13 protein-coding genes are annotated in these 15,634 nt (G+C 43.8%); 4 read left to right on the forward strand and 9 right to left on the reverse strand.

Features of this window, described 5'->3' with window-relative positions; translation table 11 throughout:
* Positions 1-73 precede the first annotated feature (73 nt).
* Positions 74-679 carry a TetR/AcrR family transcriptional regulator gene (locus E5672_RS15150; RefSeq protein ID WP_136782959.1) on the forward strand — a complete coding sequence of 202 codons (606 nt, stop codon included), beginning with the start codon at positions 74-76 and terminating at the stop codon, positions 677-679.
* A 185-nt stretch (positions 680-864) separates the two neighbouring features.
* Here the strand turns inward: E5672_RS15150 and E5672_RS15155 are convergent, their stop codons facing one another.
* Positions 865-2,517, reverse strand: a complete 1,653-nt coding sequence (locus E5672_RS15155; RefSeq protein WP_136782960.1) for a GMC family oxidoreductase — start codon at positions 2,515-2,517, stop codon at positions 865-867.
* 214 nt (positions 2,518-2,731) lie between these two features.
* On the opposite strand from E5672_RS15155, the gene E5672_RS15160 reads away from it, so the two are divergent.
* Positions 2,732-3,457, forward strand: a complete 726-nt coding sequence (locus E5672_RS15160) for a DUF1439 domain-containing protein (protein ID WP_136782961.1) — start codon at positions 2,732-2,734, stop codon at positions 3,455-3,457.
* A 27-nt stretch (positions 3,458-3,484) separates the two neighbouring features.
* Here E5672_RS15160 and E5672_RS15165 read toward each other — a convergent pair whose 3' ends face one another.
* Genes E5672_RS15165 through E5672_RS15175 form a run of 3 tightly spaced genes read right to left on the reverse strand, consistent with a single transcriptional unit; the run spans position 3,485 to position 6,866 of the window.
* Positions 3,485-4,924, reverse strand: coding sequence for a wax ester/triacylglycerol synthase domain-containing protein (locus E5672_RS15165; protein ID WP_136782962.1), 1,440 nt, complete (start codon positions 4,922-4,924; stop codon positions 3,485-3,487).
* 10 nt (positions 4,925-4,934) lie between these two features.
* A complete protein-coding gene (locus tag E5672_RS15170) occupies positions 4,935-5,600 on the reverse strand; it encodes a TetR/AcrR family transcriptional regulator (RefSeq protein ID WP_136782963.1) in 666 nt (221 codons plus the stop codon).
* Positions 5,601-5,657: 57 nt separating this feature from the next.
* A complete protein-coding gene (locus tag E5672_RS15175; RefSeq protein WP_136782964.1) occupies positions 5,658-6,866 on the reverse strand; it encodes a DUF445 domain-containing protein in 1,209 nt (402 codons plus the stop codon).
* Between the two features lie 406 nt (positions 6,867-7,272).
* On the opposite strand from E5672_RS15175, the gene E5672_RS15180 reads away from it, so the two are divergent.
* Complete coding sequence (locus E5672_RS15180; protein WP_136782965.1) at positions 7,273-8,733, forward strand: DUF3336 domain-containing protein; 1,461 nt, start codon at positions 7,273-7,275, stop codon at positions 8,731-8,733.
* A 79-nt stretch (positions 8,734-8,812) separates the two neighbouring features.
* Positions 8,813-10,246 (forward strand): hypothetical protein, encoded by a 1,434-nt coding sequence (locus E5672_RS15185; RefSeq protein ID WP_136782966.1) that lies wholly within the window; start codon positions 8,813-8,815, stop codon positions 10,244-10,246.
* 78 nt (positions 10,247-10,324) lie between these two features.
* Here the strand turns inward: E5672_RS15185 and E5672_RS15190 are convergent, their stop codons facing one another.
* The 5 genes from E5672_RS15190 to fadR all read right to left on the reverse strand — a co-directional run bounded on the left by E5672_RS15190 (position 10,325) and on the right by fadR (position 15,562).
* Positions 10,325-10,600, reverse strand: a complete 276-nt coding sequence (locus E5672_RS15190) for a hypothetical protein (RefSeq protein ID WP_136782967.1) — start codon at positions 10,598-10,600, stop codon at positions 10,325-10,327.
* A gap of 252 nt (positions 10,601-10,852) precedes the next feature.
* A complete protein-coding gene (locus E5672_RS15195) occupies positions 10,853-11,614 on the reverse strand; it encodes a hypothetical protein (protein WP_136782968.1) in 762 nt (253 codons plus the stop codon).
* 187 nt (positions 11,615-11,801) lie between these two features.
* The gene (locus E5672_RS15200; RefSeq protein WP_039222766.1) at positions 11,802-12,161 is read right to left on the reverse strand and encodes a phasin-related domain-containing protein; all 360 of its coding nucleotides are present in this window, start codon (positions 12,159-12,161) and stop codon (positions 11,802-11,804) included.
* Between the two features lie 164 nt (positions 12,162-12,325).
* Positions 12,326-14,503 (reverse strand): S9 family peptidase, encoded by a 2,178-nt coding sequence (locus E5672_RS15205; protein ID WP_136782969.1) that lies wholly within the window; start codon positions 14,501-14,503, stop codon positions 12,326-12,328.
* 348 nt (positions 14,504-14,851) lie between these two features.
* Entirely contained in the window at positions 14,852-15,562 is a 711-nt protein-coding gene (gene fadR / locus E5672_RS15210) for a fatty acid metabolism transcriptional regulator FadR (RefSeq protein WP_136782970.1), read from the reverse strand.
* Positions 15,563-15,634 lie beyond the last annotated feature (72 nt).

Consider the following 15,634-nt stretch of genomic DNA (forward strand, 5'->3'; position numbering starts at 1 on the left):
AAGGCTATGTTGACAGTGTCAAGATAAAACGTTATCTATTTGTCTCAATTTTGAAAATGGAAACATCGGGTTTATGGCTAATGCAGTACAAAGCTACCATCACGGCGACCTGCGCAGTGCGCTGATAGAGGCGGCAACGGCGCGTCTGTCTGAATACGGCATTGATAGTTTATCTCTCAGAAAGCTGGCAGAAGATGCCGGAGTGTCACGTACTGCGCCCTATCACCATTTTAAAGACAAGAGTGCGCTTTTAAGCGCCATTGCAGCCAAAGGCTTTAGCGATTGGCATACCGCAGCAAAGCGCATTTTTGAACAAGAAGACAAGACACCGAAGGCACGTTTCCGCGAATTTGTACACGAATACATTGGCTACGCTGCCGACAACCCAGAGATGTACGAACTGATGTTTGGTCGCACTATTTGGCAAAACCAAGCGGCGACAAACGATTTGAAAGATGTTGCATTTCCCTGTTTTCAGTTTCAGGTGACGATGACACGCTATTGGCAAGATAAAGGGCTTCTCCCAAATAATCAGGATGCACTGAGACTCGCACAGGTTACTTGGGGCACGTTACACGGTATTGCACGATTGCTCATTGATGGTATATACGCTGACAGCAGTCATATCGATGAGATGTGTGATTGTGCAGCGGATTTATTTATGCAAAAACAGCCATAAGCAGTGCGGTTATTAAGCTTGTTTTGGCACACTGAAATGCTTTTACAGCCTCTAAGTTGTCGACATCGACAAAAGCGGATAAATACCCGCGAAGCGATTTGAATCCCCTTGCGCGACTGAACCTACAGTAAGCGACTAAAAAGCCCGGAGCGAGGCAGTTCCTCGCTTTTATCCCTTTTGCCTAATTACGCCGATTCTGCTTTAGCCAAAGATACCGGCTGCCGTTCATGGGCCGCTTTTATAAACTCCGCAGCACGTTCAGCGATCATCACGGTAGGCGCATTGGTATTGCCGCCAATTAGGCTGGGCATCACCGAGGCGTCTACCACTCTAAGACCAGCTATACCTCTTACCCGCAATTGAGTGTCGACCACGGCCATCTCATCGTCATCACTACCCATTTTACAAGTACCAATCGGGTGATAGATGGTTTCAGCGCGCTCACGTAAAAATTCTAATATTTCTTCATCTGTTTGTGCTTCTTCCCCAGGGTATAGCTCACTGCCCTGGAACTTGTCGAAATCTGGTGCCGATAGCAGTTTACGGGCAATACGCACGCCTTCAATCATGACCTGCTGATCTTCTTTGGCAGACAAATAGTTCGGGTCGATAAGTGCCTGATCAGCAGGATGGTTACTTTGCAGCGAAATAGTGCCCCGGCTTTTCGGGTATAGGCAGCATACATGCAGACCATAGCCGTGACCAAAGGCTAACTGTCTTCCATGGTCGCTCAATATTGCAGGTAAAAAGTGGAACTGAATATCAGGTCCGTGCGTCGCTAGACTTGAACTAACAAAACCACCGGCTTCAGCAATATTTGATGAAAAAATGCCTTTGCGCTTAAACGCATAGTCTGCGGTGGCTTTTACATAGGAAGGTAATGCCCCCAATGCCACGGCATAACCCTCTCTGGCTTTGCAGGTATACTGTACAATGGCATCAAGATGGTCTTGTAAGTTTTGGCCCACACCCGGCAGGTCTTGTTGTACAAAGATCCCCTTTTCTTCTAGCTCTGCTCTGGGTCCAATACCCGAAAGCATCAGCAGTTGTGGTGAATTAATCGCGCCGCCACAAAGAATAACTTCACTTTTAGCAAAGTAGCGATTTACTACACCTTTTTCGCGTACCTGAACGCCGATAGCACGCCCTTCTTTTAATAGCACCTTTTCGGCAGCGACTCTTGTAAGTACAGTTAAGTTGTTGCGATGCTTGGCCTGCGTTAAATACCCTTTTGCTGTAGAACAGCGCTGTCCGTTAGCCTGGGTAACATGGTAATAGCCTAGCCCCTCTCTATCGTCTCGGTTAAAGTCATCAAGCTGTTGATAGCCCGCGAACGACGCTGAGTTTACGAATGCGTCTGACAGCACACAGGTATGCCTTAGCTTGCTAACATTTAACGGGCCGCCAGTACCGTGGAATTCATCAGCACCTTCTTCGAAATTCTCAGAGCGTTTGAAATAAGGCAGTACATCATCGAACGACCAGCCTTCAGCCCCTTCTTCGTTGGCCCAGCGGTCGTAGTCTTCTTTTTGCCCGCGGATATAGCACATTGCATTAACTGAACTACTGCCGCCCAAGGTTTTACCGCGAGGCCAGAATAGTTCTCTGTCGTACATCTCTTTTTGGGGCGCTGTGTGATATCCCCAGCCTATCCCCTCAAATCTACTAAGTAAAGATAACCCAAACGGGATATGAATAAGTGGATTGGTATCCTTCGAGCCAGCTTCTAATAGCAAAATATCTAACGCGGGATTTTCTGATAAGCGGGTGGCAAGCACCGCGCCCGCAGAACCGCCGCCTACAATAATGTAATCGTATTTGCTCTGTACTTCGCTCATTTCGCCAACTCCTTGAGGGCAAGACATTTAAATGTTAAAAAAACGTTGTGGTACGACCAGATTACCAAACAACACTTCGCCAAGAAAAGACTTAAATTGTAAGATTTAAAAAATCTAATAATCCTGATAACTTAAGTGCTGAATCGGTATTGTCCCTATCCAATAATAGCTAACTACAAGCCATCGCCTAATAAAATTAGGCTAAGAATGAACGTTGACCAATAACCTTTCGTTTAAAGACAAATGCAAAGTCTACCTAGCACAATGGCTTGTGAAATGGGGTAAACTCACGCACGATGATTTCACAAAGTCAGAACTACAAACACTTGTAAAAGACAGCTTTCCCTACCCATTCGCTTTTGATATCCCTATGGGAGCCGGAACAGTGACCGTGCTCGAAGGAAATATAGCACTCGATAGTGCAAGCAACCGTATTGGACTACAGTGCCTTGCTGCACTTAATATTGTGGTGGCCACCACCACTATTTATCGCGCTCATGTTGTATTTACCGTATCGGCTTCACCTTATTACGACAAAAATATGAGTACACTTTATTTGACCGACATCACCACTGACAGCGTTACTCTAGTTAACGATGATTACGCGCTGATTAAAGACACACAATTTCTAGTGTCTCGCTTTTTTCCTAAAAGTGTTAATTCTCTACTTGGCGGCTCTTTAAAGTCAGCCCTATCACTGTTTAGTGCTGGTGCATCCGACATGGCCGCCGACTACCTAAAAGTTTATTTATCTGGTTCGAAACAAGCGGTTTTGGACTACCACATTCCTCATATTAACAACGCGATTAAAACGCAAATTAAGCAAGAAGACTTAAGTCATAGAATGCGTAACGACCATTGGCGCGAAGTTTTATTTTCAAAGGCCGGTCGAAACGTACGTGTAGAAGACGATGTACTGCGTTTCTACCTTGATAAATGACTACACCTAGCGCCTTAAACAAGCACGCTAGTGATCTGAAACAATAGAAACAGGAACAGTATCTATCTGTTCCCCAATATCATCGATGTTCAACCTAGGGTCGTCCACGCTTGCCTCTAACATATCGAATGCTTCTTTAACGTAGCGCGCTAATGGCTGCAACGATTCAATATTTTTGTTGCAGCACACTAGGCCTACATTTGCAGTGCCTGCGTATGTCATAAGCGTAATATTCACCCCGCCCCCTGGCGTCATAGTAGAGATGGGGTAACAGGCCAAAAGCTCTGCATCTTTCAAATATCGCGTATCTTTTGGTCCAGGTACGTTTGAAATTAAAATATTGGCAATGGGTTTAACTACACTGGACAGCCTTAACCACTCGAAGACCAACGCAAGCGATTGAATAGCAATGGTATAGCCGCTAAACGCTGCGGGGCGCGCATGCTGCGCTGCATTTTTAACAATACGGTGATTCACTACAATTTGACGTAACCTAAGGTAGGGGTCGTTCTCACCATGAGCTAACTCCACCGGAACAATAGCTATTTTATTACCTGTTGTTTTCTCGCCGGGTTTACGCAAATTAATCGGCATATTGGTGAACAAGGCTTTTTTGAATACCTGTCCGTGATCTTGCAGCAGTTTATGTACACCAATATCGAAAGCGCATAACAATACTTCGTTTGCGGTAGAGCGCGTGCGCCTAGCAAGGGCTTTCACCCGCTTAAAGTCTAAATCCATAGTAGCTACCGCTCTGCCCGCTTTCACTTGTCCGGTTAGCACCGTTTTTGTGCCGGTAAAAGGAACAGGCATATAATTCGGATTTACGCGTAGCACCTTCATAAATATGCGAATAAAGATAATAAGCAAATCGAGCGCGGTTTTAAGCGCGTAGCCCACCCCAACTAAGCGCTTATAAAAACTCACCGAGTCTCTACGCTTATGGCGAAGCCGCTTTACTGCCCACACTGGCGTAAACTTTGTTTCGTGAGAGTTAGAAACATAGCCCGCCTGAAACCAGCGAACCAAGGTAGCTCCGTCGCCATACATGTGATGAACGCGGGCATAAATGGCAAAGGTTTCGCTGTTATCGTCGAAAATGAAATGGTATTGCCAAAGAGGCTTATCAGGATCTAACCGTGAAGCATGTAACCTTGCTACAAATGCGTCTAATGCTTCTCGATTCGTAATATCAGCAACGCGATGAATTTGAACGTGATAGTCCATGTTGAGTTTCTTTACTGGCGCAAACCCCACCGGGTACCCTAATACTGTCTTGATCGCGCAGTTAAATGGAGAGGTGGCGCGGGCAAAGCTTCTTATTTCTTGGAACAATTGAGGAACATATTCTGTACTTTTTGCCCCTTTAGGTATGGCAAGTAGCTGCAAACAAGCTACATGTTTTGGATTCTCGTCTGACTCTGTTATCCAAAATGACTTATCTAAGAAACTGAGCGTTTTTGCCATTACTATTCCTTTACTCGAAGTCGAGGGGTGACGGGGTTGAGGCATCTCTCATAAAGTCATGAGAGTGTAGCATTTGTTCTAGCTGTTGCTTTTGGTCGCCAGATAGCGCCAACCTAGGCATTACGCTTACCATCATTAGCGATAAAGCATGGTAACGCTGCATTGTGCTATCCATATGACTGTTTAATTCATCAAACTGGCATGACTGGGTAATAATTAGAGATATCAAGTCTACCATGAGTGCTCTATCGGCTTTAGAAGCAATGAAAATGTTTCGATTTGATAATGATTCAAAGAGAAACGCTAATTGTTTATTCAAGCTTGACAAAATGTGCTGCCGAGGGCGCACAATACTGGGGTATTTTTCCGCTAAGTCAGCTGGACTTCGGTAGAAAAAGCGAAACACATGAATGCTGTCTATAAGCAAATATAGATAATACATAATTTCTTCAGGATGAAGCGTATCGAGCTTTTCTCGACTTAGTATTTTCTGCATCTGCTGCTCATGCATTTTCATCAAGGCACTAACTAAGCTGTCTTTGCCTTTGAAGTGGTAGTAAAGATTTCCTGGACTAATATCCAACTCAATGGCTATATCAACACTGGTAACGGTGTTTTCGCCGTGCTCGTTAAATAAGGTTAGCGCGGTAAGTAGTATTTTCTGCGCGGTTTTCATAAATTAGTCCAATCCTTTGCCAACCCAGTGCATTAATTTTTTTACTCGTTAAACACGTTACATAAACACCAGATAGAGTTGAGCTATACCAGCTACCATACCTAAAATAGCCCCCGTTACGATAAGTTTCCACTCATCCTGTTGATATGCGGGGCGCAAAACGCCTTCAAATTCTTCAACACTTAATGCCTGCATACGCTCACTCAAATCGTGCCCAATCTGCAAAGCGTTGTTAGCGTAATCAAACGCATAGAGCAGATATTTATCAGAATTATCAAATATCTGACGCACCGCTAGCGCCTTCATTTTATGGTAGTTTTCTGAACCCACACCCAACGCAAAATAAGGTTGAGCGATGGCAACATAACGCTCAATGGCATCGTTAACATGAAGTTCAATAAGCTCTAAAAGCTGAGCGGAACCTGAACCATGTAAGATCACATGGGTGATGTTTTTAGGCGTTATAAGCTTCTCTTCGATTATATTAGAGTAGACTTCAGACACTTCCTTTTGGCGCTTAAGAAACATACCTTGAATGGTAATAGGCCCCAATTTTCGCGGGCGTTTGGGCTCAAATATGATCTTGATAGCAATCCAGTTAGTGGCATACCCCACAAGCAGTCCACCTAAGGGTAAAATCCACCATGCTTGATAGAAGTACCAAAGAAGCATAGTTGGCAAACCAAACAAAAAGCCAAAGTAAAATCCAGAACGCACGATGAATGGAAACTCTTTGCTGCCCGCCGTTAAGAAAATTTCGTTAACGAGTTCGGGCGCATTCACCAGCTGCTCTACCACCAGCTCTTTAATGTCTAAAATTTCTGAGACATTGTGCTGAAAGTCGTCCACCATTTTATGAACCACATTAGGAATGTCGTTTTCAATACGTTGGTAAACTAAATTTTTGCCCTGTACAGGTAACGCAGCCCAAAGTTGGGGCGCAGATTCCGCCATTACATCGTTAACGACTTTACGAATAACCTGACTTAAACGGCGTTCTATTGCTTTGGTGAGTTCGTCCGCATCTAACCGCTGTGCTAATTCTTCAACACTAAGCAGTTTGCCAAGCACCAACTCAACCTCAATCTCGGCCATTTGGCGGCGCTTTGCAGGAATAAGCCCTTGCCACCCTAAGAAAGGCTTAATACCAACGAATTCAATGGGGTAAAACATCATTTTTACCGCCAGATAGTTGGTTAGCCATCCAACAATAGCGCTGATTAGAGGAATTGATAGCAGACTTAGCGTTTCAAAGTTCCATTCCATACTACGAACATGTGGTCCAATTTATTATTCTCTCTCTCAGGCTACTGAGTGCTTATGAAATGGTCAATGTAAAAAATGAAATTACTGCTAATTGTTGATTGATAACAACACAAGGAAAGTCTAAATAATAAATAGCAATCAACTTGCGTAATGCATTAACCATAGTCGCAAGGTGAATCGTGCTCAAATGATTAGGTAGTGAATTCTAAATTAACCCCATAAACTCAAACGAGTATATGGATTACAAAGATTTGGCATATTTACAGGCATGTTCACAGCGTGTGTTTATTTAAGACTTAAAAGGGAGTAACCCTTTAAATTCAATTTTTGATGGGTTCATTTAGGCTTGTTCACGGTATATATGGCTAAGAGCAATAGCTCTCGTTAATCAACAAAGGTAGTCGCCATGGCAGTATTCGATTTGCGGTTAAAAAAGCTTGAACATGACATCGAGCATGCAGGCACTTACGATGAATATGAAGCCGCATGCTTAGCGCACGACGCCCTCTCTGGTGCAGAAGAGTGGAAAGGAAAACACGAGAGCGATGACTACGACTACAAACTTATCCGAAAGCGTGTACAGCGTTTACAGCTTGCTAGAAGCAAAGGCGATTTACATGCATTAATGTCAATCCTACACGAGGGGCTGCACGGCAATCTAGGAAACATTGCCAACCCCGTACTACTGACACAATGTAAGATAGGCACTAAGTATCTTATCGAACAGTTTATTGACGAAGTGATCTTGGCATTAGAGCATATTTATCACGCCGATGAACACAACGTTGACTTCTACGAAAAACTATCGTTTTTTGAAGAAACTGCACACGCATTTGGTCGAAGCTGCCTCATGCTTTCAGGCGGCGCAGGCTTAGGCTTTTTCCACGCTGGCGTGGTTAAATCATTAAACGAAAAGAACCTGTTACCTACCGTAGTCTCTGGCTCAAGTGCAGGGTCAATCATCGCAGCTTTGTTAGGCACGCGTACGCACGATCAGTTGCAAGAAGCACTTAGTGCTGACTTTATTTACGAGACCTTCAAGCATTGGCGAAGCTTTGCAGGACTGGGGAAACAAGGGTTATTTGATAGCTCGGTACTTGAAAATGCGTTGATTGAACTGTTCGACCTCACTACTTTCGAAGAGGCTTTTAAAAAAACAGGTCGACACATAACAGTTACAGTCTCTCCCGCCGACCTACATCAGCATTCGCGGCTGTTAAATGCCAAGACGTCGCCCAATGCAATAATTACGCAAGCGGTCCGTGCATCCTGTGCAGTTCCTATCATTTTTAGCCCTGTACAACTAAGAGCGAAAACACCGTCTGGCGACATCGTACCTTACATTCCTAACCGTCGCTTTGCCGACGGTTCATTAATGGCCGACCTTCCCTTTGAACGTTTAGCGAGACTATACGGCGTCAATCACAGTATCGTTAGTCAGACAAACCCGCTGGCAGTGCCCTTTATTTCGTCAAACCGAATAGACCCCAATTCTCTGTGGGATATGTCAGCACGTCACCTCGGGCAACTAGCAAAAACCAATAGTATTTTCGCTATTGATATCATTGAGCGATTAACAGGGAATAAGGGGGCCAAGCTAGCAATTCACAAAGTTCGTTCTATTATTGATCAGCAGTATGTAGGCAATATTAATATTTTACCTAAGCGCCAACTTAGAAATTTATCACAGGTGTTGTCTAACCCAACCCGTGAAAGCATTAGCCAGTTAATTGTCAGTGGAGAGCGGGCGTCGTGGCCGCAACTGCATGTTATTAAAAGAAATACCAAAATTAGTGAAAATTTACGGTATCATCTAGGCCAATTGAAAAAACGTGAGGCAGTAGAGCTTGGACATGAGGTTAAATAACCTAATGCACCGCTTGACCTGACCTGTATTACCTATCGTCAAATAAAGGTAATTCGCAGCATCATTTGAAAGGAAGACGGTGAGCGCACAAAGCCAAAACCCAGACAGTATTTACACGCAGCAAGTAAAGCAACTCATTAATATGATTTATCCTAAAGACACGGGCTATGGCTCGGTCTTCGAGGATGCCAGTCATTATTTTTCCCTTACCCCTTCTCTTGAGCAGCATATTGAAGACTTAAAAGCACAGCTTAAGCGAATAGAAGGTAACAAAAATAAAGAGGTGCTCGCTGAGCAGCTTTCCAAACAAGTAAAAAATAGCTCAGAAAAACTTGAAGAAGAGCGCTTGGCAAGGTTAGAGCGGCTTGATGCTGTAAGTACAAAAATTATTGAGCTGTGCGAAGGCGAAAACTGGCAAGAAACCCAGCAGCTTAGTGCAAAACTACTGGGTACACTCATGCTGCTGACACGAGGGCCTGAAGGCAACTTTGCTAAGGTACACATGCGCTTCAAACCCCTTTACAAGGCGGTATTAACGTTGCGTTTAGTCGATAGGTTGTTAGAGCATGATGCTATCGCCCACAAATACTTATCAAAATATCGCGAAGCCGCATCTCGCTTTCGCGGAAACCGTTACTGGCGTGAAAAATGGAAAGTTGAGTTAGGGCGCCCCCTGATAACGGCGGCCTTGCTTCAAGACATTGGCTTGCAAAGCCCTGCCGCACAAACCATTTTGAAAGGCGAGAATGGCGATTTAGATGAGTTTAGACTTTTAGAGGAGTCTCAGCGAAAAGACTTACTGAAGCTAAACTACCATTTTACGCTAAGGTACTTATCGCAAGGGTTAGGACATCCCGTTTACGTCGGAAACATCAAGGAAGAAAGAGAACGTTTTAATCAAACTCACAAAGACGCAAACGAATTTTTACTGAATTTGGTTAAAGACGCGTTCTTATCGAAAACCGGCCTAGGAGAAATCGTAAAGATCCCACAAATATATGTGTCTATTGTTCTATCAACCAAGTCGGATTACTCCCGCATGAGCTTACCTAAAGGCTATATGTTAATAGAGCAACTGGCTAAAAAAGGTGGCCTGAATAAACAATTAGCACAAGAATTTATAGAGCTTGTGGGCTATTTTCCTCAGGGTTTCGGTATTACGTATATTCCAATAAATGAAAAGGGGCAAGAGAAGGATCAGTACGAATGCGCTGTCGTAGTTGGGCTTAACCCCGCCAACCCCGCAGAGCCCTTGTGCAAAGTAGTAACAAGAAACCAAAAGTATATTACTAGCGGTGTTCAGGAGATTATCCCCAAAGGGAGAAACTTGTACTTCCCAGCTAACAGAAAAAAGTTAATGCGGGTGGGTCAAGACAGATTGGGCGAGATCATGAGCCAGCTGTCAAACAACTTTACGCCAGATGCCCTTGACGATTTAGTGCCGAGCTTCTGGGAGCCCTACGACTTTTTCGGCTTTAAAAAGCACCAGAGTTTGTGGACGAAGAACAATTAATAAGCGATAGGTTTGAAGCACAAAAAAACGCCCATTAAAGGGCGTTTTTGATGAAACTCGTTTATGACCAGAGCGCTATCACACCTCGCGACACGATGAAGTGAGTCGAGGTTCATTCATAATACCCGCCCGTCTGTAGGTATTATTATTTTCCGTATTATTGTTAACGGCTCTCATATTATGACGTATCGCAGCAGCATGACAATCCTGTGCATCTTGGTACTGCCTAACGAAAAAGCCTTGCGCATCATAAAGCGCAACCCCGCCGCTGTTCGCTTCTGGTTGCTTGTGTGCAATTTCTGTTGAATCGCATGCCGTTAAAAAGATTACTGATGCCACTAATAGTATTCTCATGCCATATTCCTTCATTTAATGTTCAACTAAACAATAGGTTATATAAACACCACCTGCAAGTGTTTATTGAACAATAATCAAACAGAACTATCCCGGAAAGTGATTTTCAAGTAATATTTTTAACCAAACTACTTATATTAGTAGATCAGACTTAATCTGACAGTTGACCATTTTTGATGGTACAGCGGCCAGATTAAGCCAAGACCGTTAATGAGCGAAAATTAAAAAAAGCCCTACTTCTACTATGTGCTTTTAATCTTCGCTTTTCGACGTGTCACTAGGACTTGCGGTACTTTCAGTCGAGGAAGATTTTACGCTCGCAGATGTTTTCCTAGCAGGCGCTTTCGTAGTTGCAGGTTTGGCCGCAGTGCGCTTGCCAGACGTTCCGGTAGAGGCTTTTTTAGATGTACTCGCCGATGTAGCCGTCGACTTTGACGCACTCGATTTGCGAGTGCTAGTTGCCGTTGTCGAAGTAGTCGTCGATTTTTCCGCACTCGGCTTGGCTGTTGCTGTTGCCGTTTTCGATGCTGCTCTCTTAGGTGTAGCAGCCTTGCTCGCAGTGCTTGCCACTTCTACTTTTTTAGCCGCTTCTTTCGCAGCTAGTAAAGCTACCTGCTCGACGAGCAAATCAACTTTCGCGCTCAGCATGTCAAGCTGCTGTTCTTTCTGTTGGCGCTTTTGACCACCAGACAACACCGAAAATAGTGGCGTTGATGCAACCAGTTTTTGAGCAGTATCAACTAGGGCGAATGGATTAAGCGTACGTCTAAGTTCACTCTCCACTTCCAAGCCTTTAGTTTGCATAGCATTGATGGTTTCTTGAGTATTATCGATTTTTTGGCTGACCACACCTGCCGCTTGATCTAGCTTTGCAGACAATAGGTCGGAACCAGCAAAAAGCCATCCAAACAAGGGGGACGATTTTAGAGGTGAAGCGGTGGTACCGTTTAACGTTGTCGATTCTCTTTGGACAACAGGCATAGCTTCCGGGTTGGGAATATTTTTGTTGCTCATAACGCCTCCAATATGGAGATTTAGTAAGCATGACAGTGGAAAGCGATATGATTTACACCACACTAAGTTTGCACATTCGCTTTCTGCTGTCACTCAACTGTAGCTTTCTATCTAGTCTATTCAGTTAAAAGGATTAAATGAAAGCTGCGTTTTGGACACCGAATCGGTGTCCAAAATACTGATTGCTTTACTTGCTCGCTGCGAGTTTAGCAACAGCTTCAGTCAAGGCATCGATTTTTGCTGATAGCTCTTCGATACGCTGGTCAGCAGGCTCAGAATCAAGACCAAGCTTTTTACGAACATCAGCCACACGGTTTTCTACATCGTTAGTGGTCGATTTAAACTTGCTCTTAGCATCGTCTTCAAGCGTTTCACCTTTAGTTACTAGCTCGTCGAACATTTTGCTCGCTTCTTCGCTTAACTTCTCGTAACGCCCCTGCGCTTCTTCAACGCTCTTACCATAAGCGCCTAGGCCTGCTAACCAAATTTTACGCGCCATTTCTTCGGCTTCGTTAATTTTGCCTTTAATTGTGTCAGTAGTAGTCATGTTCAGCTCCTATGAATGCTAAATGAGAGTGTATTTCAACACCATGTACACACTCTACGTTCAACAATTAGAATCTGCATACTAAAAACACAAAAAAATTAAAAAGCCCGAAAAGTAGTGACTTATTCGGGCCTAAAAACCTAGATTTAAAAATCAGCGTAGAATTAGAGTGGAACACCTGCTAGATGCAAAACAAAGGCGTATTCCAAAGCTGTTGACTCGAAACGCTTAAAACGCCCTGACGCGCCTCCGTGTCCTGCTTCCATGTCGGTCTTAAAAAGAAGTAAGTTATCATCCGTTTTATTCTCTCTCAGCTTCGCTACCCATTTCATAGGCTCGAAATATTGAACCTGAGAGTCATGTAGCCCCGTCGTCACTAGCATATGCGGATAATCTTTAGCTTCTACTTGATCATAAGGCGAGTAAGAAAGCATATATTCAAACTCTGCTTTATTCGCTGGGTTACCCCATTCTGTATATTCACCCGTTGTCAAAGGAATAGAAGCGTCACTCATGGTTGTTACTACATCAACAAACGGTACATGAGCGCTTACGCCCTGATAAAGCTCTGGAGCCATATTGACAACCGCGCCCATTAGTAGACCACCCGCGCTGCCGCCCATAGCAAATACGCGCTCTTTATCAGCATACTGCTGAGCTACCAAACCTTTCGTCACGTCAACAAAATCGGTGAAGGTGTTCATTTTTTGATGCATCTTACCGTCTTCATACCATTCGCGTCCTAACATTTGTCCCCCGCGAATGTGTGCAATGGCGACTACAAAACCTCTGTCTATGAGTGAAAGCCAGCTGCTCCTAAATGTAGGGTCAATAGTTGCACCGTACGAACCATATGCATATTGATAGAGGGGATTCGTGCCGTCTTTGTTAATCTTATCCTTGCGATAAACCAATGAAACCGGAACTTGCGTGCCATCTCGCGCTTCAATCATCACGCGCTCTGATGCATAAGCGGACGAGTCAAAAGTGTCAGAAACACGGGTTTGCTTCATCACTTCACTTTCTAGCGTATCAAGGTTGATGTCAATGATAGAGCCTGGCGTAGTCAACGAGCTGTAATAAATCCTAAGCGTATTGGTATCCATTTCAGGGTTTGCATTGAAGTAGGCACCGTAAATGGGATCTTGCGTGGGAATAATCTTTTCTTCATTTGAAGTAAGGTTATGCACAACCATGCGCAGCATGCCGTTTTCTTTCTCTTTTACTACTAAGTGATTTTTCATCACTTCAATGCTTTGAAGGAAGACGTCAGGACGATGAGGAACTATCTCTTGCCACTTTGACACGTCAGCAGTAGCGTTCAGTGGCGCCTTCATCACTTTGAAGTTTTTTGCATCAATGTTGGTAAGAACGTAATAACCGTCACTTGCTTTTGCTAGGCTGTATTCTTGCCCGTCCTTAATGGGTAAGAATATTTCTGAATCAGACGTAGGGTTATCTGCATCAATCAAGGTCACGCCAGTTTTATCTGTGTTAGAGTGATAAATATAAATGACGCTGTCGTCTTTGCTTTTACTTATGTAAGTATAAAACGTTGGGTCGCTTTCTTCGTAAACTAGTACGTCATCTTCCTGGGACGTACCCAACTTATGGCGATACACTTGATAACCCAAAAGGGTTTGCGGGTCTTTTTTCACATAAAACAAATGTTCATTGTCATTTGCCCATATCGCGCTGCCTGACGTACCTTCAAGTACGTCACTTAGTTTTTCTCCGCTTTCCAGGTTTTTTACATAAACGGTATAAATGCGACGACTAAGCGTGTCTTCAGAATACGCCATCAGCCTATTATTACTGCTCACCGCGTAACTTCCAATGCTGAAATAGTCGTGCCCTTCAGACATAAGGTTTGCATCAAGTAACACTTGCGGTTCAGCATCAAGCGAAGATTTTCTTAGATAAACAGGATATTCGTTCTCTCCTGAATAGCGGGTGTAGTACCAGTAGCCGTTATCAAACACTGGTACTGTAGAGTCGTCCTTCTCGATGCGAGAAACCAACTCTTCATAAAGCGCCTCACGCGTTTCTTTAAGCGGCGCAAGTACTGTTTCTACATAGCTGTTTTCCTGCTCTAAATGCGCCAGTATCTCTTTATCGGTGCGTGAATCGTCGCGCATCCAATAATAATTATCGTTTCTGGTAACGCCATGAGCTGACATTTCGTGAGGGACTTTTTTCGCCACTGGCGCATTTACATTCGTATTTAACATAACTGATGGTATCGTTTTATCTACTTCTTGTTTTACGCTGTCCGATTTATTCTCGACACCACAGCCTGACATCAGCCCACCTGCAGCAAGTGCTATCCATAGATATTTCATTGTTTTTCCTTTATGACACTATTGGAGCGCTTCGTATTTCGCATGCTTTTGAAAGCCTCTGTTCTATTGAACATCGTTTTCAACGTCATGCGACGAAGCATTTAGCTTTATTTATTATTGAGTATATATAAACGCAACACAGGTTCTAGCGTTATCGGCTTGTAATTGGCAGTAAGGCAGGTATTAAATGTTACAAAATATGCAAACCTGAGTTTGAAAAGAGGTAGATAATATAGGCTGCGCATATAAAAACGCCGCGTATTTCAAAGAAATATGCGGCGCTGTCTGTTTTGATAATTAGTTGGCTGTAAGGTGGCTTTTTTATCAGGTTGAGAAAGACTTTTAAAATCAGTCGACCAAGTCTTTAGGCATCTCATCGCGAATGGCCTGCCACACCTTGCCACTTTCTATACCATAATTTCTCACTACAACAGGCACCCTATCGTATTCGCCTTTTTCTGCTACTTCGAGCAGGTCAGCGTAATACTTCATAGCAATGTCTCGAGCCTGTTGGTGAGAGAAGAAATAACCACCAATACGCGAGTAAAGGCCACGGAAGCCATTCATCATCAACACAAACACATTGTTGTTCGAAGCAAGCGCTAAATCGTGGGTCATTTGATAATCGAATTGCGCAAACGCTAGGCCTTCTTGCTCTACATTTTTATATCGAGCGATAATATCTGCAGACTCTTGAGGATTGTTACGAATGGCGCCTCTAATGAAAACGGCACTAAGGTTAGTGCGGGCTGCAAGCAAATTATCGACAAGTTCAGGAATACCTTCTTGGTCCAAGCGGGCAAGCGTCTCAAGGATATTCAGACCGCACGTTTCCCAGAAGTTATTCACCTTAGTTGGCTTACCGTGTTGAATAGTTAACCAGCCATCCCGTGCCAAACGCTGTAGCACTTCTCGTAGCGTGGTTCGCGTTACACCAATTAACTCAGAAAGCTCTCTTTCTGCAGGCAAAATGGTGCCAGGTGGAAACCTTCCACTCCAAATAGATTCAACAATATACTCTTCGGCGAATCCGGCTGGACTCTGTGCCTTATAAATCATAACTAATCGCCTGCACGTTCTTGTTATTTTGCAACTGATTGTACCAGATGCTGTTTTATTATCACAATGAAT

Source organism: Alteromonas portus, from assembly GCF_005117025.1.
GTDB classification, from domain to species: Bacteria; Pseudomonadota; Gammaproteobacteria; order Enterobacterales; family Alteromonadaceae; genus Alteromonas; species Alteromonas portus.

Bases quoted from the DNA above. Each gene is read 5' to 3' on its own strand.
- E5672_RS15150 (WP_136782959.1), top strand. From the start codon at position 74: ATGGCTAATGCAGTACAAAGCTACCATCACGGCGACCTGCGCAGTGCG.
- E5672_RS15155 (WP_136782960.1), bottom strand. From the start codon at position 2,517: ATGAGCGAAGTACAGAGCAAATACGATTACATTATTGTAGGCGGCGGT.
- E5672_RS15165 (WP_136782962.1), bottom strand. From the start codon at position 4,924: ATGGCAAAAACGCTCAGTTTCTTAGATAAGTCATTTTGGATAACAGAG.
- E5672_RS15170 (WP_136782963.1), bottom strand. From the start codon at position 5,600: ATGAAAACCGCGCAGAAAATACTACTTACCGCGCTAACCTTATTTAAC.
- E5672_RS15175 (WP_136782964.1), bottom strand. From the start codon at position 6,866: ATGGAATGGAACTTTGAAACGCTAAGTCTGCTATCAATTCCTCTAATC.
- E5672_RS15180 (WP_136782965.1), top strand. From the start codon at position 7,273: ATGGCAGTATTCGATTTGCGGTTAAAAAAGCTTGAACATGACATCGAG.
- E5672_RS15190 (WP_136782967.1), bottom strand. From the start codon at position 10,600: ATGAGAATACTATTAGTGGCATCAGTAATCTTTTTAACGGCATGCGAT.
- E5672_RS15195 (WP_136782968.1), bottom strand. From the start codon at position 11,614: ATGAGCAACAAAAATATTCCCAACCCGGAAGCTATGCCTGTTGTCCAA.
- E5672_RS15200 (WP_039222766.1), bottom strand. From the start codon at position 12,161: ATGACTACTACTGACACAATTAAAGGCAAAATTAACGAAGCCGAAGAA.
- E5672_RS15205 (WP_136782969.1), bottom strand. From the start codon at position 14,503: ATGAAATATCTATGGATAGCACTTGCTGCAGGTGGGCTGATGTCAGGC.
- fadR (WP_136782970.1), bottom strand. From the start codon at position 15,562: ATGATTTATAAGGCACAGAGTCCAGCCGGATTCGCCGAAGAGTATATT.